The sequence below is a fragment of the Methylotuvimicrobium buryatense genome (assembly GCF_005931095.1).
GTDB classification, from domain to species: Bacteria; Pseudomonadota; Gammaproteobacteria; order Methylococcales; family Methylomonadaceae; genus Methylotuvimicrobium; species Methylotuvimicrobium buryatense.
Genome location: NZ_CP035467.1, coordinates 3,406,569 through 3,428,846, shown reverse-complemented (window position 1 = coordinate 3,428,846; position 22,278 = coordinate 3,406,569). Strand labels below are relative to the sequence as shown.

General features: G+C 48.0%; 18 protein-coding genes. 9 read left to right on the top strand and 9 right to left on the bottom strand.

What is annotated here, in order from left to right; translation table 11 throughout:
- Positions 1-18: 18 nt before the first annotated feature.
- The 4 genes from EQU24_RS15340 to EQU24_RS15325 form a co-directional block, all read right to left on the bottom strand.
- Entirely contained in the window at positions 19-534 is a 516-nt protein-coding gene (locus EQU24_RS15340) for an adenine phosphoribosyltransferase (RefSeq protein ID WP_026130392.1), read from the bottom strand.
- A 1,047-nt stretch (positions 535-1,581) separates the two neighbouring features.
- Positions 1,582-3,444 carry a 1-deoxy-D-xylulose-5-phosphate synthase gene (gene dxs, locus EQU24_RS15335; protein WP_017842755.1) on the bottom strand — a complete coding sequence of 621 codons (1,863 nt, stop codon included), beginning with the start codon at positions 3,442-3,444 and terminating at the stop codon, positions 1,582-1,584.
- 84 nt (positions 3,445-3,528) lie between these two features.
- On the bottom strand, positions 3,529-4,425 hold the full coding sequence (gene ispA / locus EQU24_RS15330; RefSeq protein ID WP_017842756.1) for a (2E,6E)-farnesyl diphosphate synthase: 897 nt from the start codon (positions 4,423-4,425) through the stop codon (positions 3,529-3,531).
- Complete coding sequence (locus EQU24_RS15325; RefSeq protein ID WP_017842757.1) at positions 4,418-4,651, bottom strand: exodeoxyribonuclease VII small subunit; 234 nt, start codon at positions 4,649-4,651, stop codon at positions 4,418-4,420. Before EQU24_RS15325 ends, ispA begins: the two co-directional genes overlap by 8 nt.
- 84 nt (positions 4,652-4,735) lie before the next feature.
- Between EQU24_RS15325 and parE the strand changes: the two genes are divergently transcribed.
- From parE to EQU24_RS15290, 6 genes are all read left to right on the top strand, one after another.
- The gene (gene parE, locus EQU24_RS15320; RefSeq protein ID WP_017842758.1) at positions 4,736-6,625 is read left to right on the top strand and encodes a DNA topoisomerase IV subunit B; all 1,890 of its coding nucleotides are present in this window, start codon (positions 4,736-4,738) and stop codon (positions 6,623-6,625) included.
- A gap of 227 nt (positions 6,626-6,852) precedes the next feature.
- On the top strand, positions 6,853-7,317 hold the full coding sequence (locus EQU24_RS15315; protein ID WP_017842759.1) for an SRPBCC family protein: 465 nt from the start codon (positions 6,853-6,855) through the stop codon (positions 7,315-7,317).
- Between the two features lie 430 nt (positions 7,318-7,747).
- A complete protein-coding gene (locus tag EQU24_RS15310; protein WP_017842760.1) occupies positions 7,748-8,242 on the top strand; it encodes a PAS domain-containing protein in 495 nt (164 codons plus the stop codon).
- Positions 8,243-8,413: 171 nt separating this feature from the next.
- Positions 8,414-8,902, top strand: coding sequence for an SRPBCC family protein (locus EQU24_RS15305; protein WP_017842761.1), 489 nt, complete (start codon positions 8,414-8,416; stop codon positions 8,900-8,902).
- 74 nt (positions 8,903-8,976) lie between these two features.
- Positions 8,977-9,423 carry a PAS sensor domain-containing protein gene (locus tag EQU24_RS15300; RefSeq protein WP_017842762.1) on the top strand — a complete coding sequence of 149 codons (447 nt, stop codon included), beginning with the start codon at positions 8,977-8,979 and terminating at the stop codon, positions 9,421-9,423.
- A gap of 310 nt (positions 9,424-9,733) precedes the next feature.
- On the top strand, positions 9,734-10,570 hold the full coding sequence (locus EQU24_RS15290; protein ID WP_017842763.1) for a sterol desaturase family protein: 837 nt from the start codon (positions 9,734-9,736) through the stop codon (positions 10,568-10,570).
- A gap of 150 nt (positions 10,571-10,720) precedes the next feature.
- Here EQU24_RS15290 and pyk read toward each other — a convergent pair whose 3' ends face one another.
- A complete protein-coding gene (pyk, locus tag EQU24_RS15285) occupies positions 10,721-12,166 on the bottom strand; it encodes a pyruvate kinase (RefSeq protein WP_017842764.1) in 1,446 nt (481 codons plus the stop codon).
- Between the two features lie 9 nt (positions 12,167-12,175).
- On the bottom strand, positions 12,176-13,186 hold the full coding sequence (gap, locus tag EQU24_RS15280) for a type I glyceraldehyde-3-phosphate dehydrogenase (protein ID WP_017842765.1): 1,011 nt from the start codon (positions 13,184-13,186) through the stop codon (positions 12,176-12,178).
- A gap of 272 nt (positions 13,187-13,458) precedes the next feature.
- Here gap and EQU24_RS15275 point away from each other — a divergent pair, with 272 nt between their 5' ends.
- Entirely contained in the window at positions 13,459-14,544 is a 1,086-nt protein-coding gene (locus EQU24_RS15275; RefSeq protein WP_017842766.1) for a TRAP transporter substrate-binding protein, read from the top strand.
- 326 nt (positions 14,545-14,870) lie between these two features.
- Here EQU24_RS15275 and EQU24_RS15270 read toward each other — a convergent pair whose 3' ends face one another.
- From EQU24_RS15270 to argH, 3 genes are all read right to left on the bottom strand, one after another.
- Positions 14,871-15,236, bottom strand: coding sequence for a PilZ domain-containing protein (locus EQU24_RS15270; protein ID WP_017842767.1), 366 nt, complete (start codon positions 15,234-15,236; stop codon positions 14,871-14,873).
- Positions 15,237-15,321: 85 nt separating this feature from the next.
- Positions 15,322-18,147 (bottom strand): class I adenylate cyclase, encoded by a 2,826-nt coding sequence (locus EQU24_RS15265; protein WP_017842768.1) that lies wholly within the window; start codon positions 18,145-18,147, stop codon positions 15,322-15,324.
- A 776-nt stretch (positions 18,148-18,923) separates the two neighbouring features.
- The gene (gene argH / locus EQU24_RS15260) at positions 18,924-20,321 is read right to left on the bottom strand and encodes an argininosuccinate lyase (protein WP_026130393.1); all 1,398 of its coding nucleotides are present in this window, start codon (positions 20,319-20,321) and stop codon (positions 18,924-18,926) included.
- 260 nt (positions 20,322-20,581) lie between these two features.
- Between argH and hemC the strand changes: the two genes are divergently transcribed.
- On the top strand, positions 20,582-21,508 hold the full coding sequence (gene hemC / locus EQU24_RS15255; RefSeq protein WP_026130394.1) for a hydroxymethylbilane synthase: 927 nt from the start codon (positions 20,582-20,584) through the stop codon (positions 21,506-21,508).
- Positions 21,508-22,278, top strand: a complete 771-nt coding sequence (locus EQU24_RS15250; protein ID WP_017842771.1) for a uroporphyrinogen-III synthase — start codon at positions 21,508-21,510, stop codon at positions 22,276-22,278. The genes hemC and EQU24_RS15250 overlap by 1 nt, the downstream gene beginning before the upstream one ends.

Here is a 22,278-nt window from a genome sequence, read left to right as displayed (position 1 = left end):
TCGAAACTGAGAATCGCGTTAAAAGTGAAGCAGCGAATGAACTTCGTAAGCTTCAAGCTTTTCACGGCCTTTGAGAAAATCCAATTCAACGACAAATGCACAGGCTTCAACGGTTGCGCCCAGTTTCTCGACCAGTTCGCAACTGGCTTTAGCGGTTCCGCCCGTTGCCAGCAAGTCGTCTATCAATAAAACGCGGTCCCCGGTTTCGAACGCATCGCTATGCGCTTCCAGTGTCGCCGATCCGTATTCTAAATCATAAGAGACGCTTTGTACGTCATAGGGTAATTTGCCCGGCTTTCTAAGCGGTACAAATGGCAATCCCAGTTCCCATGCGACCAATGCTCCGAATATAAAGCCCCGTGCCTCCATACCGGCTACGGCGGTAATGTCTTTCTCCAAGAACGGATGCAGTAAATGATGGACTGCAAGTCTTACTGCAACCGGATCTTTAACCAGCGGTGTAATATCTTTGAAGATAATGCCGGGCTTCGGGAAGTCCGGGATGTCGCGAATTTTTTCTTTTAATTTGTTCATAGTTAAAATGTACGCATTGTGTGCGAGACGGAAAAGGGATTCGAAATAGTGAAAAACCAAGTAGAGCATGAGGCTTCATGAAGATTGAGTTTAATCGTTCCTACGCTCTGCGTCACTGTCGTTAAGTTAAGGGAAGCCCGTCATTCCGCCATGGACTGGCGGAATCCAGTGCCATGGATGGCAGGCTTTTGAAGCACATTCGAGCCTGAGTGCCAGCTTTACTTATTCTGTTACGGCTTAACTTAATGGTAGTGACGCGCTCTGCGTGGGAATGCATCCCGGGACGCTCCTGCGTTCCCATCGATCGATAAACCTAAAAAGAGCAGTTGGCATGTGTTGTAGACCGTTCGTGCTGAGTAAAGTCGAAGCATGAATGGTCTACAACACGTTCGCCGGCCTGGTGAAGCCTCAAACTACCGTTCACCCTTCGACAGGCTCAGGGCGAACGGTAGTTTGAGGCTCTCAACTGCTCTTTTTAGGATAAAACAAGCAGGAGCTAACGAATACACTCCCTACAGTTTCCCAATCCACCTTCAGTCGCAGTCGACGCGGAGCGTCTAAAGCGGCATTCTCACGCAGAGCGCTTATCGTTATACATAAGTCAAAAATTACCTTTTTGCAACCTTAACCAATGAGACCTCGATAGCATTTATTGTTACTTAACACTCTCGGCCTCGAGATCGCGATCAGGGGATCGCTCCCACAGAGCGTCCGCCGCTCTCTGTGGGAGCGACGCCTTCGTCGCGACTATCGAAGCCAGTAACGCTCAAACACCAATAGCCTTTCCGGACAGCGCAACCATTTAGCGCTCGGTCGCTACTTTTTGCACAATTAGGCATATTTATACTTATGTATAACGACGAGCGCAGAGCATGGGAACGATAAATCATGGTAGGGCGGGGTTTGCAGCCCCGTCCTAAACGTTTTGACCGTGACCAAAGCAAGCCGAAACAATCGGGGCGGGTTAAATAACCCGCCCCGCGTGGCTTATTCTACATGATCTTCATGGTGGCATGTGTCAAGCAAAGCCGGCTTTCGCCAATGAGATCACGCGCAAAATTGCTCGATGCTCTGCAATATGCCTTGTGTATCCAATCCGCAAAAACTCAGTAATTCCTCGCGCGTGCCTTGTTCGATAAAGGCATCGGGCAGGCCGATATTCAAGACCGGCATCACGATTCTCTGCGCCTGCAGAAATTCGTTGACCGCGCTGCCGGCGCCGCCGGCGACGACGTTTTCCTCGACCGTGACGATAATGTCGTGACTCTTGGCCAGTTCCAGAATCAATGCTTCATCGATCGGCTTGATGAAACGCATGTTGACTACGGTCGCGCCGAGTTGCTTGCCGGCCTCGACCGACGGAGCCACCAGGCTGCCGAACGCCAGAATCGCGATGCGACCGCCTTGATGGCGCAATTCGGCCTTGCCGATCGGCAGTGCGGTCATGGTGCAATCGACCGGCACGCCCGGGCCTTTGCCGCGTGGATAGCGGACCGAAGCCGGGCCTTTATGAATATAACCGGTATAGAGCATCTGCCGGCATTCGTTCTCGTCGGCCGGTGCCATGATCAGCATGTTCGGCAGGCAGCGCATGTAGGTGTAATCGAAACTGCCTGCATGGGTCGGGCCGTCCGGGCCGACTAAGCCTGCGCGGTCGAGCGCAAACAATACGTCCAGGTCCTGCAAGACCACATCGTGTATCAATTGATCGTAGCCGCGTTGTAAGAAGGTTGAATAGATCGCGACGACCGGTTTGCCGCCCTCGCAGGCCAGGCCCGCCGCTAAGGTTACGGCATGCTGCTCGGCGATAGCGACATCGAAATAGCGCTTCGGAAAGCGTTCGGAAAACGCGACCAGGCCCGAGCCTTCGCGCATCGCCGGGGTAATGCCCAATAAGCGCTCGTCCTGCTCGGCCATGTCGCAGAGCCATTCTCCGAATACCTGCGTATACGTCGGGTGCGGAGAAGGGGCCGATTTCGGCAGGCAATCGCGGCTCGGGTCGAAGGCCGGTACGCCGTGATAGGCGAGCGGGTCTTTCTCGGCCGGCGCATAGCCCTTGCCTTTCTTGGTGACGATATGCAAGAAACGCGGGCCGGAAATGTGTTTCAGATTCTCCAGCGTCGACACCAGCATGTCCAGATCGTGGCCGTCGATCGGACCGATATAATTGAAACCCATTTCCTCGAACAAGGTGCCCGGCACGATCATGCCTTTCATGTGCTCCTCGGTCTTGCGCGCCAGTTCCCAGACGCTCGGCATGCTGCTGAGGACCTTCTTGCTTTCTTCGCGTACCGAAGAATAAATCTTACTCGACAGAATCTTAGTCAGATAATTATTCAACGCGCCGACATTCGGCGAAATCGACATATCGTTATCGTTCAAGATCACCAACAAATTCGCGTCGATCGCACCGGCATGATTCATCGCTTCGAAGGCCATGCCGCCGGTGATGCTGCCATCGCCGATGATCGCGACGCAATGCTTGTCCTCGCCGCGCAAACCGGATGCGATCGCCATGCCTAAGGCCGCGCTGATCGACGTGCTCGAATGGCCGACGCCGAAGGCATCGTATTCGCTCTCGGAACGGTTCGGAAACGCGCAAATGCCGTCGCGCGTGCGAATCGTCGTCATGCGCTCCTTGCGTCCGGTCAGGATCTTATGCGGATAAGCCTGATGGCCGACATCCCAAACCAATTGATCGCGCGGCGTATCGAATACGTAATGCAGTGCCACGGTCAACTCCACGGTACCGAGGCCTGCCGAAAAATGCCCGCCGGAAATACTGACCGTGTGGGTCAGAAACTCGCGAAGTTCTTTGGCAAGCGGTTTTAATCGTTCCTTCGGCAGTTTTCTTAGGTCGGAGGGGAGCTTGATACTGTCTAGTATGGGGAAGTTTCCTGTGATTTTCATGAATAAATCGATTCCTTATTGATCGGCACGGACGCGGTTACCGACTGATTATGCAGATTAATATCCTAGTGTTCAAGTCGGGAGTTAATGATCCCGCTGAATAATATAAAGCGACAAGTCGCGTAGCAAGTCGGCCTCGGACCCAAATCCGCTCAAGCTTTCGATGGCTTGCTCATGAAGTTCCTGGGCTTTTTGTTTTGCCCCGGCCAAACCGAGTAAGGCAGGGTAAGTCGGCTTGTCGTTGTCCTTGTCCTTGCCTTGGGTTTTGCCGAGTGTTGCAGTATCGCTCTCTTCGTCCAAAATATCGTCCTTGACTTGGAAGGATAGGCCGATGCATTTTGCGTAATGATCGAGGCCTTCGGCTTGTTTCGGGTCGATATCGGGCTTGGTTAATGTTGCCATGTTGACGCTGGCTCGGATTAACGCGCCGGTCTTGTGGATATGCATATTTTCAAGCTGAGGCAGCGTCAGCATTGTGCCGACCGATTCTAAATCGATGGCTTGACCGCCGACCATGCCTTGAGAGCCGCTAGCTTTGGCCAGCATCGTAATCATTTTTAGACGGCTTTCGGCATCGGCTTGGATGGTCGGGTCGTCCGCCAAGACCTTGAATGCCAGTGCTTGTAGTGCGTCGCCGGTCAGAATGGCGGTCGCTTCATCATAAGCGATATGGCAGGTCGGTTTTCCGCGTCTGAGATCGTCGTCGTCCATGGCCGGCAAATCGTCATGTATCAATGAATAAACATGAATGAATTCAACCGCACAGGCCGCTCCGTCTAAATCTTCCGGTGCAATGCCCAAGGCTTTTCCTGTACAGTAGGTTAGCATCGGACGCATGCGTTTACCGCCGTCCAACACGCAATAGCGCATCGCTTCGTGCAATTTAGCCGGTATTTGGGTTTCGCTTGGCAGTCGGGCTTCCAAGGCTCTTTCGACTCGGTTTTGACAAAAGGTCAGATAGTCTTTCAGTGCGTTACTCATCGGTGAAGGGCTCCAGAGTTTGAGTGCCGTTTTTTTCCAGTAAAATCTGAACTTTCTGTTCGGCTTCCTGCAAGGCTTTCTGGCAGGTTCGGGTTAAAGCGACGCCGCGTTCAAATGATTTTAACGAATCTTCTAAAGATAGCTCACCTTGTTCCATTTGCTCGACGAGTTGCTCAAGCTCGGCTAGGGACTCTTCGAATAAATTCGTGGTTTTTTTTCTCGGCATGTAGATAAAATAGTACGTAGAAATTGGGCGATGGAATCAAACCGGCCATTATATATGAATTTGGATAATGAGTGATTAGGAAGTATGAGTAATGATTACAATGCAGCCGCGATAGAGGTATTAAGCGGCTTGGAACCTGTTCGGAAACGGCCCGGTATGTATACCGATACGACCCGACCGAACCATCTGGTGCAAGAGGTTGTCGACAACAGCGTCGACGAAGCGATAGCAGGGCATGCCGACAATATTACTGTCGTATTATATAAAGACGGTTCTGTATTAGTTAGCGACAATGGTCGAGGAATGCCAGTCGATATTCATCCCGAGCAGGGTATTCCCGGTGTCGAAGTGATTTTGACGCAACTGCATGCCGGCGGGAAGTTCTCGAATAAAAATTATCAGTTTTCCGGTGGTTTGCACGGTGTCGGCGTTTCTGTCGTCAATGCGTTGTCGGCCCATTTGGAGATTGAAGTCAAGCGTGGCGGTAAGGTGTATCGCATGACTTTTGCCGACGGTGAAAAGCAGAGCGAGTTAACCGAAACGGGTTCGGTGGGTCGCAACAATACCGGTACGGCGGTCAAGTTTTGGCCGAATGAAAAATATTTCGATTCGAATAAGATTTCGGTGAGTAAGCTCAGGCATGTATTGAGAGCGAAAGCGGTATTATGCCCGGGTCTCAATATTACTTTGCAATCCGAATTTACCGATGAGGAGTGGCAATGGTGTTATCAAGACGGCCTCAAGGAATATTTGCTCGATCGTGTAGGGGATGCCGAGTTTTATCCCGAACCGCCTTTTATGGGCAAAATGACGTCCGATCATGAAGCGGTCGAATGGGGTATCGTATGGACGGGCGATAGTCTGCCCGAAGCGATTAACGAAAGTTATGTCAATCTGGTGCCGACCGCGCAAGGCGGCACGCATGTCAACGGTTTACGGGCCGGCTTGACTGAAGCGATGCGCGAATTTTGCGATTTCAGGAACCTATTGCCGCGAGGCATCAAGGTTTCGCCGGAAGATGTCTGGGAGCATTGCCATTTTATTTTGTCGGTCAAATTGGAAGATCCTCAGTTTTCGGGGCAGACCAAGGAGCGTTTGAGTTCGCGCGAATGTGTCGCGTTCGTTTCGGGTGTTGCGAAAGACGGTTTCAGTCTTTGGTTGAATCAGCATCCGTCCGAAGGCGAAAAAATTGCCGAAATTATTATTGCCAGTGCGCAAAAGCGATTGAAATCGGCTAAGAAAATCGTTCGTAAGAAATTGACCTCGGGACCTGCGCTACCCGGTAAGCTTGCCGATTGTTCCGGCCAGGATATCGGCCGATCCGAATTGTTTTTGGTTGAGGGCGATTCGGCCGGCGGTTCGGCCAAACAGGCGAGAGACCGAGAGTTTCAGGCAATCATGCCGCTACGGGGAAAAATCCTAAATACCTGGGAAGTCGATTCGAGCCAAGTCATGGCGTCTCAGGAGGTTCATGACATCGCGGTGGCTTTGGGTATAGAGCCGGGTTCGGATGATTTACGAAGCCTGCGCTACGGTAAGGTATGTATTTTGGCAGACGCAGACTCGGACGGTAATCATATTGCGACATTGATTTGCGCATTGTTTTATCAACACTTTAATGCTTTGGTGCAAGCCGGCCATGTATTTGTCGCAATGCCGCCGTTGTATCGGGTCGATATCGGCAAAAAAGTCTTTTATGCGCTCGACGAAGCCGAGCGCCAAGGCGTTTTGGATCGAATTAAGGCAGAAAAGTTGAAAGGCCAGATCAATGTTCAGCGTTTCAAAGGCTTAGGCGAAATGAACCCGAGCCAGCTTCGTGAAACGACGATGAACCCCGACACCCGCCGGCTCGTGCAATTGACGGTCGCCACTGATGACGATACCAGCGAACAATTGGATTTACTATTAGCAAAAAAACGCTCGCCGGATCGTAAGCATTGGCTTGAAACCAAAGGGAATTTGGCGGATTTGTGAATTTTATGGTGAGTAGAGAGCAGAAAGAGGAAAGATGAAAGGTGAAAGGTGAAAGGTGAAAGGTATAACTTTCAATGAATTCGGCGAAATATTGCAAGGCGGATGATTGCCAATGTGAATTGTGCTGATATTCTAATTGGCAATTCGTTATGATCGAAATGAATGGAATGAATGAGCCAATCACAAGGACTTTCGCTTCTATTGTTAACCAAATGGTGAGCCTGTAAATGTTTGGATTTACTTCGGATCATTCCGCTTCGGGTACGGCTAGCACAATCATCAATAAACCGGTGGATGATGTGTTTAATTTTATCGGGGTCGATTTTTTTAAAAATTATCATCGGTGGTCGCCTGAGGTCATCGAATGCGAATTACTGAGCGATCCGCCGTTACGTTTGAATAGCCTTGCCAGGCAGGTACGAATCGATCAGGGTCAAAGAAGCGAGTCGACTTTTAAGGTAACTTGCTTTGATCCGCTTAGTAAATTGACTTTTGAAGGTGTTTCGAATCCCTATCGTTGTTTTTATGATTTTAAGCCCGGGCGGACGCCGGAGCAGACTGAAGTCACATTTACTTTCGAATTATTGAGGCTCGAACTCTTCATGCTACCGTTTGAAAAGCTGATTCGTATTGCTGTGAGAGAGGGTGCGATCCGAACGGTTCGAAATCTCAAAACGTTAATAGAGTCTTAGGGGCGAGCCCCGTAGGGTATGCTATGCGTACCATGGCAACCCCACCAATGCTAACACAAGCACTTATGGTTTGATCTGGGTAGGGATTCGGTGTTTAACGGCATGGAGGTTCGCGAGCGTGCTGTAGAACTTATGTATAACGATGAGCGCTGAGCGTCACTACCATTAAGTTAAGCCGTCACAGAATAGTAATACTGGCTTCAGGCTCGAATGGTTTTCAAAAGCCTACCATCCATGGCACTGGATTCCGCCAGTCCATGGCGGAATGACGGGTTTCCCTTAACTTAATGGCAGTGCCGCAGAGCGTGGGAACGATGAAGCCTGAGTTATTTCGTGCTCATTCCTTAGAGAACGCTAATTACGAGTTCAGAATTGATGACTAATGCTAAGCAATCCGGATATTTTTTGAGTCAGATGGCGGGTATTGAACATGAAGTTTCAAATAGAAAAAGATCCGGGAGTCATTCCTCACATTCTTACTCAAATTTTGGACGGGTGTGTTAATGGTATTACCTTGTCCGATCCCGATTTGGAAGATAACCCGATCGTCTTCGCGAACGAAGTTTTCGAAAAAATCACCGGTTACAGTCGTGATGACATTATTGGAAAAAACTGCCGGTTCTTGCAAGGAAAAGATCATGATCAACCGGAGATCGAAATCTTGCGTGAGGCGATCAAGAATCGACGAGCAGTTGAGGTCACGCTAAAAAACTATAAAAAAAACGGCGATCTTTTTTACAATCGGCTTTCTGTAACCCCCTTATTCGATAACGAAGGTCGGTTGATTTATTTTCTAGGCGTTCAATACGACATTACCGAACAGATACATGCGCAACACGAGATAGAAAGATTGAATAATTCTTTCGACTTAAGGCGTTTCGACTACCTTAGTCAGCAGTCTAAGCGAGGAACTGTTAAACGTTGAATACTCAAACGTGATCGATTCTTTCAAAAAACAAACAACTAGGCGATATGGGGAAGCTAATGAGTAATGAGGTTGACATGACGTGTGCCGACATTTATCCGAAAATATCTATGGATATTTCGGTGCCGGAGAAAAAAAACTTCAACTTACCACGATCGACAAGGAGGCCGCATGTTTGCGTTTGATTTATCAAAACCGTTGATCGGGAAAGCTGGTATAGGTCTTGAAAAAACCGTTGCTGACGTGTTCGATTATGTCGGCTTTCATTTTTTTGATAATTATCCAAAATGGGCCTTGGAAGTTATCGAATTTGAGGTGCTGCAGGAACAACCTATCGGAGTCGGTTCGAGAGCCAAGCAAGTTAGGATAGAGCAAGGGCAAAAAGTAGAGTCGACCTTCGAGATCACCGAATTTGTGCCGTTACAAACATTAGCGCTGGAATCGGTAAGCCAAGAGTTTCGTGAAGTTTATACCTTTGAGGAGGACAACGGCATCGATTCGACTCGATTAGAAATTAGCTTTGAGTTGCTGCATGTCGATTTCTTCATGAGGCCGTTTGAAAAGTTGATTCGTGTTGCCATCGAGGAAGGCTTGCAAAATTCGCTGGAAAATATCCAAACACTGTTGGGTGGTCATTACGGTGAGCCGGAAGGGTCTTGATTTAAAGGTTATTGAACGCTACCGGCAGCCAACACTGAATGTTCCAATCGTAAAATTTATCTAGGAGTATAACAATGGCTTTTATCGCTGAAAAAGATCCGGGATTGATTCCGCAAATTCTATCGCTGATTCTGGATGAATGCATTAACGGCATTACGCTAGCCGACCCTGACCTCGAGGACATGCCGATTGTTTATGCCAATAAAGCGTTTGTAGCGGTTACCGGTTATTCGCAGGAAGAAGTGATCGGACGCAATTGTCGATTCTTGCAGGGCGATGACCGAAACCAAGAAGAAATTAAGAGGATTAAGGAGGCTATAAATGCACAAAAACCGGTTGAAGTGGTTTTGCGCAATTATAAAAAAAACGGAGAGTTATTCTATAACCGGTTTAAGATCATTCCATTATGCGATCGGAGCGGCAAGCTGATTTATTTTCTCGGCGTGCAATACGATGTTACACGGCAAATCGTTGACGAGGAAACTATCAATAATTTGAGAAAACAGCTAGAAAGTCTGTAATATTATACCTATCGCACTTCAAATTTCGGCATTAGCGTATGGAGGCGTCGGGGTGTTAGGTCGATTTTGCTCCTGCAAAATCGACATTCATGCCATCCATGGCGCTCGCAAAGGCTTTGGCAGCATGGATACTGTCATAGAGCCTACATGGACGTATTCACGGCGTCCTTTCACGGGCACCCCTACGCCGAAATTTGACTAGCAAAGGGTATATGATTCATTAAGATTTATTTGGGCAATCGTCTAGAGGCTTATCTAATAAGACTTCCGATATAGGGTGTTGATATGTTTATTTTAGTCAAGGTGCGTCATGAACGTTACGGATAGCTCTTTACCGGTTGCCGAGCAAGGTTTGCCGTTGAATGAAATCTTTTTGTCATTGGCGATAGCAGCATTTCTGTTGTTAATAGTGATGGAAGGATTGAAACCTTACCAGCGGTTCGATCGAAAAGTCGCGAAAAATTCGGTGGTTACTAATACTACGGCTTTTTTATTTAATAATGTTATTTTAACCACCCTAAGAGCGTCCTCGCTTTTTTTTGTGGCGCAACAGTTTTCGAATTATGGCGTGTTGAGCGGTCTGTCCAACGGGCCGATTAAATGGGTGCTATCGTTTTTATTGTTCGATCTTGCGATTTATGCTTGGCATTATGCAAGTCACAAAAACGAATTTTTATGGCGTTTCCATAAAATTCATCATAGTGATAAAACCTTTAACGTCACGACCGGGTTTCGTTTTCATGTATTCGATTTGTTTATTGAAATCGTCATGAAATGCCTGTTCGTCATTGTTTTCGGCGTCGATGCTTACGTGATACTCGCGATCGAATTGATCGAGCTGTCTTTTATTTTCTTTCATCATTCGAATCTGTCCTTCGAGAAAGAGGATTTATTGTCGAAAGTTATTATTACGCCGGCCTTGCATAGAACTCATCATTCGGCACTACGTAGTGAGCATGACAGTAATTACGGTATTGTGTTATCGATATGGGATCAATTGTTTGGTACTCGCAAGGAATTGGTTCCGAAAAAGATCGGTCTCGATTTAATCGAAGCAGATAATTTTATACAGCTGTTTTTCTTGGCATTCATTACCGAAAGACACGTAGCCAAACTATTAGGTTTGATTCCGAAAGGAAGAAAATAAATCGATTTGGCGTTCGCGGTCAGGTGGGCATAACCAGGTGCTTTATAGCCAGGATTGATCTCGACTAGTTTTGCAAAAGCGGGTACCGGAAACAAAAAAGGGCGGAGTGTATCCGCCCTTGATGCATTGTTTAGGAATAACAGTGAGTGATTAAGGCGTTAAGCCTTCGCCCACGGTAATCACTTTCAATGCGTTGGTTCCGCCTTGAACGCCGGTCAGATCGCCTTTGGTGATAATGAATTTATCGCCGTTTTGCGCTTGATGGCGTTTTCTTAGATGATTGACGATTTCGCGGTTGACTTCGGCATGATCCGGTTCTTTCAGATGTTTGTCGAAATAGAACGGAAAAACGCCTCGGTAAAGCGTGACCTTGCCCAAGGTTTTTTCCTGGCTGCTAAATGCGAAGATAGGAATTGCCGAGCTGATTCTGGACATCCATAACGGTGTCGATCCGGATTCGGTCAATGCCGCTATGCCATGAATCGTCGTATGATTCGCCATATACATCGCCGACATCGCGATGGCTTCATCGATGCGCTGGAATTGCGTATCCATGCGATGCTTCGAAACTCGAACGCTCGGTTGTTTCTCGGTTTCTTCGCAAACCCGTACCATCGCTTCAACCGCTTTGACCGGATATTTACCGGAAGCGGTTTCGGCCGATAGCATGATCGCATCGGTACCGTCGACGACGGCATTCGCAACGTCGAAGACTTCGGCGCGAGTCGGAATCGGATTTTCTATCATCGATTCCATCATTTGCGTCGCAGTGATCGCTATGCGATTCAATTCGCGTGCGCGGCTAATGAGTCGTTTCTGCGCGGCCGGAAGATTGGCGTCGCCAATTTCAACACCCAAGTCGCCACGAGCAACCATTACCGCATCGGAAGCCAGGATGATTTCATCCATGACTTCCATGGCTTCGGCGCGTTCGACCTTCGCGACGATGCCGGCATGGCAGCCTTCCGCCAGTAACAATTCGCGCGCTTCGTTCAAGTCCGCTGCGCATCTAGGAAAAGATACGGCAACATAATCGCAATCGATTTTCGCAATCGTTTTGATGTCTTCCTTGTCCTTTTCAGTCAAAGCGGCGGCGGATAAACCGCCGCCTAGAAGATTGATGCCTTTGTTGTTGGACAGGTCGCCGCCGACGACTACTTTGCAATTGACACGTTTGCCGTCGGTATCGACTACGTCTAATACCACTCGCCCATCGTCCAATAGTAAACGACTGCCGTTGCGCACCTCGCGAGCCAGCGGTTCGTAAGTGATGCCGACTTGGGTATTATCGCCGTCGTTCGGGCCCAAGTTGATGTCCAGGGCGAAATCCTGGCCTTCATCAAGCCATACTTTCGTTTCTTTGAAACGCGCTATGCGTATTTTAGGGCCTTGCAGGTCGCCTAAGATGCCGACGCGGCGTCCGGTTTTGCGGCTTAATTCGCGAACTTTGTTGGCTCGGTCAATATGGTCTTGCGCCGAGCCGTGCGAGAAATTCATGCGAACCACGTCGATGCCGGCTTTGAACAAGTTTTCAAGGACCCCAGGTTTATCCGTTGCGGGGCCCAAGGTGGCCAGTATTTTGGTTCTACGTAACATTAGTGCCCTTTATTTTGCGTTGCACAAGGCAACAGTGGTATCCAGCATGCGGTTCGAGAAGCCCCATTCGTTGTCGTACCAAGCCAAAACTTTAACGAAGTTGCCGCCAGTGACTTTGGTTAATGACGATTCGTAGATCGATGATGCAGGATTATGGTTGAAGTCGATAGAAACCAGAGGCTTGTCGTTGTAAGCCAAGATGCCGTTCGATTTTTCCGAAGCGGATTTCAGGATGCTGTTGATTTCATCCACGCTGGTATCTTTTCCGGCGGTAAAGCACAGGTCGACGACCGAAACGTTGATGGTCGGTACGCGCATGGCGAAGCCGTCCAGTTTTCCGGCCAATTCAGGTAGAACCAAGCCGACAGCCGCGGCCGCGCCGGTTTTGGTTGGGATCATCGATTGTGTTGCGGAACGCGCGCGGCGTAAATCGCTGTGATAAACGTCGGTTAACACTTGGTCGTTGGTGTAAGCATGAATCGTGGTCATTAAGCCGTGTTTGATGCCGATGGTATCGTTCAAAGCTTTTGCTAATGGCGCCAGACAGTTGGTGGTGCACGAAGCATTGGAAATGATCGTGTCGGAGGCTTTTAACGAGTCGTGGTTGACGCCGTAAACGATTGTGGCGTCGACGTCGTTACCGCCGGGGGCCGAAATGATAACTTTTTTCGCGCCTGCGGTGATATGAGCGGAAGCTTTGGCTTTGCTGGTAAAAAAACCGGTGCATTCATGCACGACGTCGACCCCGAGTTCGGCCCAAGGAAGTTTGGATGGGTCGCGTTCGGAAAGTACACGAATTCTGTCGCCATTGACGATCATGTAATCGCCGTCGACACCGACTTCACCGGGGAATTTTCCGTGCGCGGTATCGTATTGAGTGAGGTGAGCATTGGTAGCGGAATCGCCCAAGTCGTTGATTGCAACAACTTGGATTTCACCGTTGCGGCCAGATTCATACAATGCACGAACGATATTTCGTCCAATACGACCATAGCCGTTGATTGCGACTTTAATTGCCATATAAGTTCTCCGGTAATGTGAGGTTGATTTTTTAGGTGGGCGCCGATCGGTTTCTGATCAGCGTACGGCGTGAAAGTATAGCAAAATTAGCTATATTCCGTCCATGTATAAAGGGATTCGTTGCTTTAGAGTAACACAAATCACCGTGTTGCTATTGTGGAAAGTTTCGGTAGTTTGTGTGAATCTTCGTTAAACTCACGTCGCATTCAAAGCCAATTTTTTGATTGCGGGTAATCATCGACTTTTTCGCAAATTACGGAGGTGCATAGCATATGAAGCGTAGAGAATTTATAAAAAAAGCGGGCGTAAGTACGGTCGCGGCAAGTACTGTAACATTGACGGGTACTGAAATCAGTAAGGCCGACACGGTTTTTAAATGGAAGCTGGTCACGGCTTGGCCGAAAAATTTTCCAGGCTTAGGGCATGGCGCTAACTTATTGGCGCAAATGATCACCGAGATGAGCGGTGGGCGGATCAATGTCAAAGTCTATGGGGCTTCGGAATTGGTGCCTGCTTTTGAAGTGTTTGATGCGGTTGCTAATGGAACTGCAGAGATGGGCCATTCCGGGTCTTATTATTGGAAGGGTAAGTCGGAGGCGGCGCAGTTTTTTTCGGCGGTGCCTTTCGGCTTTACGGCTCAAGAAATGAATGCGTGGTTGTATTACGGTGGCGGTTTGGAGTTGTGGCAAGAACTTTACAAGCCCTTCGGTCTGATTCCGGTGCCGGCCGGAAATTCGGGCGTGCAAATGGCCGGATGGTTCAATCGGGAAATTAAATCGGTAGCCGATTTGAAAGGATTGAAAATGCGTATTCCCGGTCTGGGTGGCGAAGTTTTGAGGCGCGCCGGCGGTACTACGGTTAACTTGCCGGGCGGAGAGATATTCACGGCTTTGCAGTCACATAACATCGATGCGACCGAATGGGTCGGGCCTTATAACGATTTGGCTTTCGGCTTGCATAAGGCGGCGAAGTTTTATTATTACCCAGGTTGGCATGAGCCGGGTTCGACGATCGAGGCCGTTATCAACCGAAAAGCCTTCGACGCATTGCCGAAAGATTTGCAGCAAATTGTAATGACGGCGTGTAAGGCTGCAAATATGGACATGATAAGCGAATACACGGCGCGTAATAATCAAGCCTTGGATACTTTAATGAACAAGCATAATGTATCGGTATTGCCTTTGCCTGACGATGTACTGAAAAAACTCAAGCAGATTTCGGACGAACTTATTGCTGAAATGGCCGCAAAGGATCCTGCGGTCAAAAAAGTTTACGATTCGGTCGTCGGTTTCAGAAGCCAAGTTTCGCGTTGGACCGAGATCTCGGAGTTGGCCTTTTTGAAGGCGAGAGCGCTTTGATCGATAAACCTATAAAAAAGCATTTCCTGATTACGTAGAACTTTCAGCCAAATCGACAAAGGCCAAACTACCCGTCATACCGGCAGGGATTGCCGATATCCATTGTACAGGGACGTACTCATATTCCTTTGACCTACAAAAAGCATTTCACCATGAAGAATAAGAGGTTAATTCAATAGCTTGCCATGCTTTTGCAAAACAGTTTTTCTCCTGAATGATTACTCAAGGTTTTTAATATCATCTTGAAACACATAAAGAACTTCATGTTTTTCATGGTTAAGTTGCCGAATTTAGGGTCAAAAGCATTTTGTGGATTCGTTGCCCAGTTATATTGTCGGCATTGCGATGTTCGTTTGGGTTTGTTTGACACATTCGAACATCAGTTCGTCTAAAGCTTCTTCAGTCGAATAGTTGCCATGGTGCAGGCCGTATTCGAAGTGTGGGCAGTAATGCTTGATCTCGCCGTGTATCGTTATCGGAATTTTCGATTCGGGGAGCACGATGACAATTTTGACAATTCCTTCGCTTTTCTCGGGTAATGGAGAGTTCAGGCGAATTTTAATGCCGGTGTAGCTAATGTCGATAACGTCGCCGTCAATTTCAATCGGAGCCTGCCTGACTCGGTCGATGCTGACATGGGCTTTTAATTCCTTGACCGATATTCTTGGGTGGTTGCGTTGTTCGTTGTGCATGTGATGTATGAATTTAAAAGTGTCGATGCTTGGTGTCTAAAGTTTCGCAGTTCGTAAGCTTTTGCAAATCATTAATAAAAAATAGTTATGTGCCCGAAATGCTGTTTAAACGGTTTTCGATTTTTTGTTTATATTTCAACAGGTGAATAGTTTGTAATTCCGATGCGTTTTCAATGCCTAAGTTTGCGAGCGGTACGTCGATATCGCTGATGTGAATAGGATATCGTTGATGGGATTGTCTAAATTCCAGAATATATTCAGCAGCCGCAGCAAGGGCACGTTTACCGTAAGTCAGTGTCGAAAATTCTTTTTCGTTGCAATAAAGCGTGTAGGATCCCGAGTATTCTCCGGATACGCGAATATCCAATTCTTGAGTCAAATTTATTCGGTTTGGAATACTCGGGGTATATTTTATGATGGCATTGGGATTGTGTCGGATTTCATAATGCTCGATTAAGATGCTGTCGTCAAAGAAATATCGGTTTAGAATATTATCCAAAAAGTGTTGATAACGGCGCAATAGACCGTCGATCTTCGCGGAAGGGTAGTGCTGGCGAAACAGTGCGCCTTTTTCGTCCAGTAAATAAAGCTGTATGCCGGTTTTAGTGGCAGTATGAAATACTTGAATCGTATTGGCTTTATTCAATTTCAATAATTCGGGTATCTCGCTTTCTTCCAGGCAAAAAGGGTCGATATGCGTTGGGTTGAAAAGTCCTTGGGCTTGGCTTAATTCATTTAACAGTTCCTGACGAGTTCCGATGCTTCGATAGTGTAGGACCTTATTTTTTCTCTGAAAAATATAATAATCTTTTGCTCCTGCCAGGATGTAGCGGGGCGATTCATTTGAATTTTGCCGGCCGAACCAACTGATTAAGGTTTGGAATACGCTTTGGGCTCGCTGGCTAATGCTATTGGCGCGCGCCGAAGTATTACAAACAACTTTGACGTCATTATCAACGATTGGAAGTCGATGATTGTTGATGATGTCGGTGAATGTATCGAATAGACCGTCCAGTCCGATTGCGCGGCTTGCGGTAACTTCCCCCCAGTTCGAAATGGAAATCCGATTTACCGATTGAACAAACGATTGACGGCTCTTGCCATAACTAAAAGGGTCGGAGCGTTCGCTCATGACTAGGCGTCCGTCATTGCGATCGCCTTCAGGCTCCATGCCGATATTGATGAACAATAGCGAGCTTTGACACTGGTTGGGTTGTTTATAGTTAGGCAAGTCGAGGTGCAATCTATCGAGTCGGCTGCAGATGAAGTCATTTAATTGTTCGGTCGTAGTTTGCAGTTCGTTCGTTGAGAGAATTAGTGTTTTACTGTCGAGGTTAAGTTTCAGTTTTTTATGGTATAGGCCGTTTACAATGATCCATGCCAGCAGTTCGATTAAACTCCAGGTGTTTTTTATCGGGCTTTGTTCGGCAAGATTGTCCGCGGTAACATGACCAAGATAAAGGCTCCAGCCGCTTTGATTATCGGCGAAGCGAGTTTCTACGAGCGATAATTCCTGTTCTTTGGTTTGTAGTGCCGAGCGGGTTGTAATAAATTCGATTTTACCTGGTTTTTTGTCCAGAAAGGAATGCAGCTTGCGACCTATCAATTTGAGATCTTCATTGTCCTTCAGGTTGCTTTGAACATGCTGCCCGGCAAAATTTAAAATCATACGATAACAGCCTGCTAGATGACGCAGAATAATGTCATGTTCACGTGTCGCTTTCAGTATGTTCCATGATTGTTGTCGGCTGATTTCAGGCAGCAGGGTTTCCGGCCACTGCCACCGATGCGCAATATGCTTGATGAATTCGGTGCGATAGAGCTGTTTTTGCGGGTCTTGTTCGGTATTGGCAAAGCCCATGATTTTAATGTATAGGCTATGTCTAATCAGTTCCAGGCGCGCGCGATTAGCGGGCGAGCTAAGGTAATTCTCGAGTTTTTGATAAATCAAAAGATAGGGGTCTAGATCCTCGAGCGAGAATTCTCCGCCGTGAACGGCTTTTTTCATTTCCGAACAAAGCCATTGAGTATTTGGATACTCGCTTGCGTAACATTCCATCAGCATCAGTTTCAGCAGCGACTTATGCGGCGAGCCGATCGCTTTATAAATATGCCAGAGCGTGACGGTGATGAATTCTTCGGGAGGCGCGTTTTCCAAGCTGCCGAAATCGATGACTTCCAGTTCCGAGATGAATTTATTATCGAGTAAATGACTGATATAGTCGGTATGACGATGGTCTTCTTGCGGCGGCACGAGCCACCAAGCCGGCGACCGGCCCGCGATATAGACGGCCGTACGATAAAATTCCTCTAGTAATAAATAGTGTTGGGTCTTTCCGCTGCTTTCATCGGAGATAGGGATATCTTGGCCGCTTTTGAATTTTTCATGATCGATCAGAAAAAAATGGACCTCAAGGTCCAAAGACATGGCCCATTCTTCGATCGCGGCGGCTTTCTGCTGAAGTTCTTCTATGGCCGAAGGCGGCAAGGCGGGGTCGTGGCAAAGCCAAATATCCATATCGCTGGTTTTGGTGAAGGCAATGCTGCCGACGCTGCCCATCAAAAACAAGCCTAGAATCGGGTAACTCGCTAAGGCGCGCGTTTTGTATTGATAGCTTCTCGAAAATTGGGCGGCATGCAGTAGGGCTTGGCGTGTCGGTGAATAGTCTAGAATGCCGGCTGGGGTTTCAGAAGAAATAAAACCGGGCAGTAACGGTACGTTTTGATGAAACAGCAAGGGGAGTAATTCTAAAAAAACCCGTTGACGCGGTTGCAAAAAACTTTGAATGCGTTTTTGCTGAAGCAAATGCAAATTTTTGAAACGCTGGAGAATCGCTAGCAAATCTTTCTTGCTGATATCTTCTCCGGGCGAACCTAGGCGAATCGGTGTGAGATGTTTTTTTTCAACCATGAAGTCGTGAATGGTTAGCGATTAACAGGCATATTGTTGTCTTCGGTATGGCAGTGCAGCAAGATTTGTGGGCATTTTGAAGCACGGAAGCTCCCATTACGCGAAATGTCACGCACTGTTATAACTTTAGGTTATACCATTTGTTAGTCAAATTTTGGTTCCGGGGCGAATGTCGATTACGCATAACGCTATTCTTGGCGTTCGAGCGTTGCCGTCAATTCCCCATGGGTGGGTTCACGGCGGTCCTCGATAGAGACAAGCCATACCTTTTATCCTAGAAAAAGCAGTTGGCATGCGTTGTAGACCGTTCGTGCTGAGCAAAGTCGAAGCATGAACGGTCTACAGCGCTTTCACTAGCTTGGTGAAGCCTCAAACTACCCTTCACCAGGGTAAACGCATTAAAACTACATATAAAATCAAATGGTTATAATGCGTAGTATTTTCAGTAATTTCATAGCGGCAGCCTTTATTGCCACAAAATAAAAACTAACAAATAAAATATTCTGCAAGCTTAGGTTGAATAGTCATAACATATTGATATGGCATTTATTTTAATGCGTTTGCCCTGTACCCTTCACCCTTCGACAGGACTTTCCTGAGCGCAGCCGAAGGACTCAGTGCGTACGGTAGTTTTAGGCTCTCAACTACTCTTTTTTTGGATAAAAAAGCAGTGGCTTGCCTCGATCTTTCAGCTATGCTTTTCCATTCACCATTCACCATTCACCATTCACCATTCACCATTCACCATTCACCATTCACCATTCACCATTCACCATTCACGCATTCCCAACTAGCTCAGCTCTCGCTTTGCTAATGGCCGCTCTAACGGTGGCCGGTGCGGTACCTCCGATATGTTGGCGGGCGGCGACCGAGCCTTCCAGCGTTAATACGCTAAAGACGTTTTCGTCAATATTGTCGGAAAACTGTTGTAATTCCGTTAGCGTTAACTCGGACAAGTCGCGTTCGGTTTCGACGCCGAGCCGCACGGCTTGGCCGACAATTTCATGTGCATCTCGAAAGGCCAGGCCTTTCCGGACTAGGTAATCGGCCAGATCGGTCGCGGTCGCGAAGCCTTGTTTCGCGGCGCGGTACATGTTGTCTTTTTTAGCGCTTAATCGGGGCACCATGTCCGCGAATGCGCGCAGGCAATTGATTAGGGTGTCGGCAGTATCGAACAATGGTTCTTTGTCTTCTTGATTGTCTTTATTATAGGCGAGTGGTTGGCTTTTCATCAGCATCAACAGCGACATCAAATGTCCGGTAACGCGTCCCGATTTGCCGCGTACCAATTCCGGGACGTCAGGGTTTTTCTTTTGCGGCATGATGGAGGAGCCGGTGCAGAAAGCGTCAGGAATATCGATGAAATCGAATTGGGCGCTCGACCATAATACCAGTTCCTCGGAAAAGCGCGAGAGATGCATCATGATCAAACTGCCCGCAGCACAAAACTCGATTGCGAAATCGCGGTCGCTGACCGAATCCAGCGAATTGGCGGACGGTTCGGCAAATTGCAACAGTTGGGCGGTCATGTGCCGGTCGATCGGATAACTGGTCCCGGCTAGTGCGGCGGCTCCCAGCGGCATAATGTTGATACGTTTCAGACAGTCGGCTAAGCGCTCGTTATCGCGCTTGAGCATTTCGAACCAAGCCATCAGGTGGTGTCCGAAGGTGATCGGTTGTGCGACCTGCAAATGGGTAAAACCGGGCATGATCGTGTCTGCTTCGCGTTCGGCCAGATCCAAAATGGCATTTTGCAAACGAGTCAGTTCGTTGCGGATACGCTTGATTTCATCGCGCAAATAAAGCCTAATGTCGGTCGCGACCTGATCGTTGCGAGAGCGTCCGGTATGTAGCTTTTTGCCGGCAATGCCGATCATATCGGTCAGGCGGGCTTCGATGTTCATATGAACGTCTTCTTGTTTAACGGACCAATTAAATCGGCCTTGCTCGATTTCGATGCCGATTTTTTGTAGGCCATCGATGATCGCATCGCGTTCGCTTTCGGTGAGGATGCCGATTTTGCCCAGCATTGTTGCGTGAGCGATCGAACCTTGAATGTCTTGCTGGGCCATGCGCTTGTCGAAGTCGACCGAAGCGGTGAAGATTTCTACAAAGGCATCGGTAGCTTCGGCAAATCGGGCGCTGGATAGTTTTTCGGAATTAACGGTGGTCATGAAATTCGGTGTTGAAATTAGAAATGATTCATTATAAGCGATGCGCCGGCTTTCGGTGTTCTGAAAATTGTTGATTCGCCCCATTTCTATATTTTTGAAGAAAAAGTTTTTAATTGACTATGCGTTTTGTAAGTCCCTAGAAATAAAATGAGTTTTTCTAGGTTGTGCAAGACTTTGTCTGCCGAAAATGAAACTCGCTAAGGATTGTGCTTGTCGGACAGGTTACAATGTGCATTTTTAGTTGAATATTGGGTGTTGTTTTGGCAAATCAAATCATTCGTATCGCAACTCGCAAGAGCCCTTTGGCCTTATGGCAGGCTGAACATGTCGCCGAGCGGTTGAAGCGGGCTTTTCCGGGACTCGAAACCGAATTGGTCACGATGACCACGAAAGGCGACAAATTATTGGATGCGCCATTGGCTAAGGTTGGCGGCAAAGGCTTGTTCGTCAAGGAGTTGGAGCAGGGTATGTTGGAAGGCAGGGCCGATATTGCCGTGCATTCAATGAAGGATGTGCCGGTGGAATTTCCGGATGGCTTGCATTTGTCGGTGATTTTACAGCGTGAAGATCCTACCGATGCTTTTGTCTCTAATCGCTATACTTCACTGAGCGAACTGCCCGAACGACCTAGAATAGGGACTTGCAGCTTGCGAAGACAATGTCAAATCAAGGAAAAATTTCCCAATGCCGAAATATTGACATTGAGAGGCAATGTCAATACCCGATTGGCCAAGCTTGATGCGGGCGAATTCGATGCGATCATTCTTGCCTCGGCCGGGCTGATTCGCTTAGGTATGCAGCATAGAATCGCCGCGCGGCTCGATCCTAGCGAAAGCCTGCCGGCCATCGGGCAAGGCGCGATCGGTATCGAATGCCGAAGCGACGATACGGTTATCAACGAATTATTGAGTCGGCTACACGATCCGGAAACCCATATTTGTGTATCGGCCGAGCGTGCGATGAATGCTCGCTTAAAGGGCGGCTGCCAAGTCCCGATAGCCGGTTTTGCGACCTTGCAATCGGATACACTTTATATGCGCGGCTTGGTCGGCGATCCGGATGGTAGTGTGATATATCGCGCCGAACATAGCGGACCGGCCGAACAGGCCGAACAGATCGGTGTCTCGATTGCCGAAGAGTTATTGGCTAGCGGCGGCGATAAAATTTTGCAGGCTTTGTTAGATTAATGACGAATGCAAAGCCGTTTTCGGTACTCGTGACGCGACCGGTTCATCAGGCGCATAATTTGACACGCTTGATCGAGAGCCGTGGGTGGCAAGCCGTATCCTTCCCAGTACTCGAAATTGCTCCGCTGCCTCGCTCGACTGACCAATTCGAAATGTTGGAAAAGCTGCAATATTTCGATTGTTTAATCTTTGTTAGCGCTAATGCGGTAAATTTTGCGCTGCAAGCGAATAATGGCAAAATAGCCCCATTTAAACAGTGTAAAATCGCTTCGGTTGGAAAAGCCACGGCCAGGGCTTTGGAATCGGCGGGACTCATCGTGGATTGGGTGCCAGAGACTGGTTTCGATAGCGAATCTTTATTGGCACTGCCTTATTTTCATGGGGTTGAGGGAAGCTCCCTTTTAATAGTTAGGGGCAAAGGCGGTAGGGAAAAACTTGCCGATACTTTGCGAGAAAGAGGTGCGACCGTTGAATATTGGGAAGTCTATCAACGAATGCGTCCGCAATACGATGTTCAGCCGGTGGTCGATTTGTTAAAACGCGGAGAACTGAGCCTGATCACGGTAAGCAGTGGTGAAGCATTACTCAATCTTGTGGAAATGTTAGGTTCTTACGTAAAGTCGGAATTGATGTCCGTCCCGTTGGTCGTTATCAGCGAAAGAATGAAATATCTTGCCGAGGATATCGGCTTTAAAAGGATCGCTTTAGCCTCCGGTCCGGATGACGAAGCGATTGTCCAAAAAGTAACTATTGTGTGCAATGGGGAATAG

Excerpts from the sequence above, each read along its gene's own strand:
- EQU24_RS15340 (WP_026130392.1), bottom strand. The coding sequence starts at position 534 with ATGAACAAATTAAAAGAAAAAATTCGCGACATCCCGGACTTCCCGAAG.
- dxs (WP_017842755.1), bottom strand. The coding sequence starts at position 3,444 with ATGAAAATCACAGGAAACTTCCCCATACTAGACAGTATCAAGCTCCCC.
- ispA (WP_017842756.1), bottom strand. The coding sequence starts at position 4,425 with ATGAGTAACGCACTGAAAGACTATCTGACCTTTTGTCAAAACCGAGTC.
- EQU24_RS15325 (WP_017842757.1), bottom strand. The coding sequence starts at position 4,651 with ATGCCGAGAAAAAAAACCACGAATTTATTCGAAGAGTCCCTAGCCGAG.
- parE (WP_017842758.1), top strand. The coding sequence starts at position 4,736 with ATGAGTAATGATTACAATGCAGCCGCGATAGAGGTATTAAGCGGCTTG.
- EQU24_RS15315 (WP_017842759.1), top strand. The coding sequence starts at position 6,853 with ATGTTTGGATTTACTTCGGATCATTCCGCTTCGGGTACGGCTAGCACA.
- EQU24_RS15310 (WP_017842760.1), top strand. The coding sequence starts at position 7,748 with ATGAAGTTTCAAATAGAAAAAGATCCGGGAGTCATTCCTCACATTCTT.
- EQU24_RS15305 (WP_017842761.1), top strand. The coding sequence starts at position 8,414 with ATGTTTGCGTTTGATTTATCAAAACCGTTGATCGGGAAAGCTGGTATA.
- EQU24_RS15300 (WP_017842762.1), top strand. The coding sequence starts at position 8,977 with ATGGCTTTTATCGCTGAAAAAGATCCGGGATTGATTCCGCAAATTCTA.
- EQU24_RS15290 (WP_017842763.1), top strand. The coding sequence starts at position 9,734 with ATGAACGTTACGGATAGCTCTTTACCGGTTGCCGAGCAAGGTTTGCCG.
- pyk (WP_017842764.1), bottom strand. The coding sequence starts at position 12,166 with ATGTTACGTAGAACCAAAATACTGGCCACCTTGGGCCCCGCAACGGAT.
- gap (WP_017842765.1), bottom strand. The coding sequence starts at position 13,186 with ATGGCAATTAAAGTCGCAATCAACGGCTATGGTCGTATTGGACGAAAT.
- EQU24_RS15275 (WP_017842766.1), top strand. The coding sequence starts at position 13,459 with ATGAAGCGTAGAGAATTTATAAAAAAAGCGGGCGTAAGTACGGTCGCG.
- EQU24_RS15270 (WP_017842767.1), bottom strand. The coding sequence starts at position 15,236 with ATGCACAACGAACAACGCAACCACCCAAGAATATCGGTCAAGGAATTA.
- EQU24_RS15265 (WP_017842768.1), bottom strand. The coding sequence starts at position 18,147 with ATGGTTGAAAAAAAACATCTCACACCGATTCGCCTAGGTTCGCCCGGA.
- argH (WP_026130393.1), bottom strand. The coding sequence starts at position 20,321 with ATGACCACCGTTAATTCCGAAAAACTATCCAGCGCCCGATTTGCCGAA.
- EQU24_RS15250 (WP_017842771.1), top strand. The coding sequence starts at position 21,508 with ATGACGAATGCAAAGCCGTTTTCGGTACTCGTGACGCGACCGGTTCAT.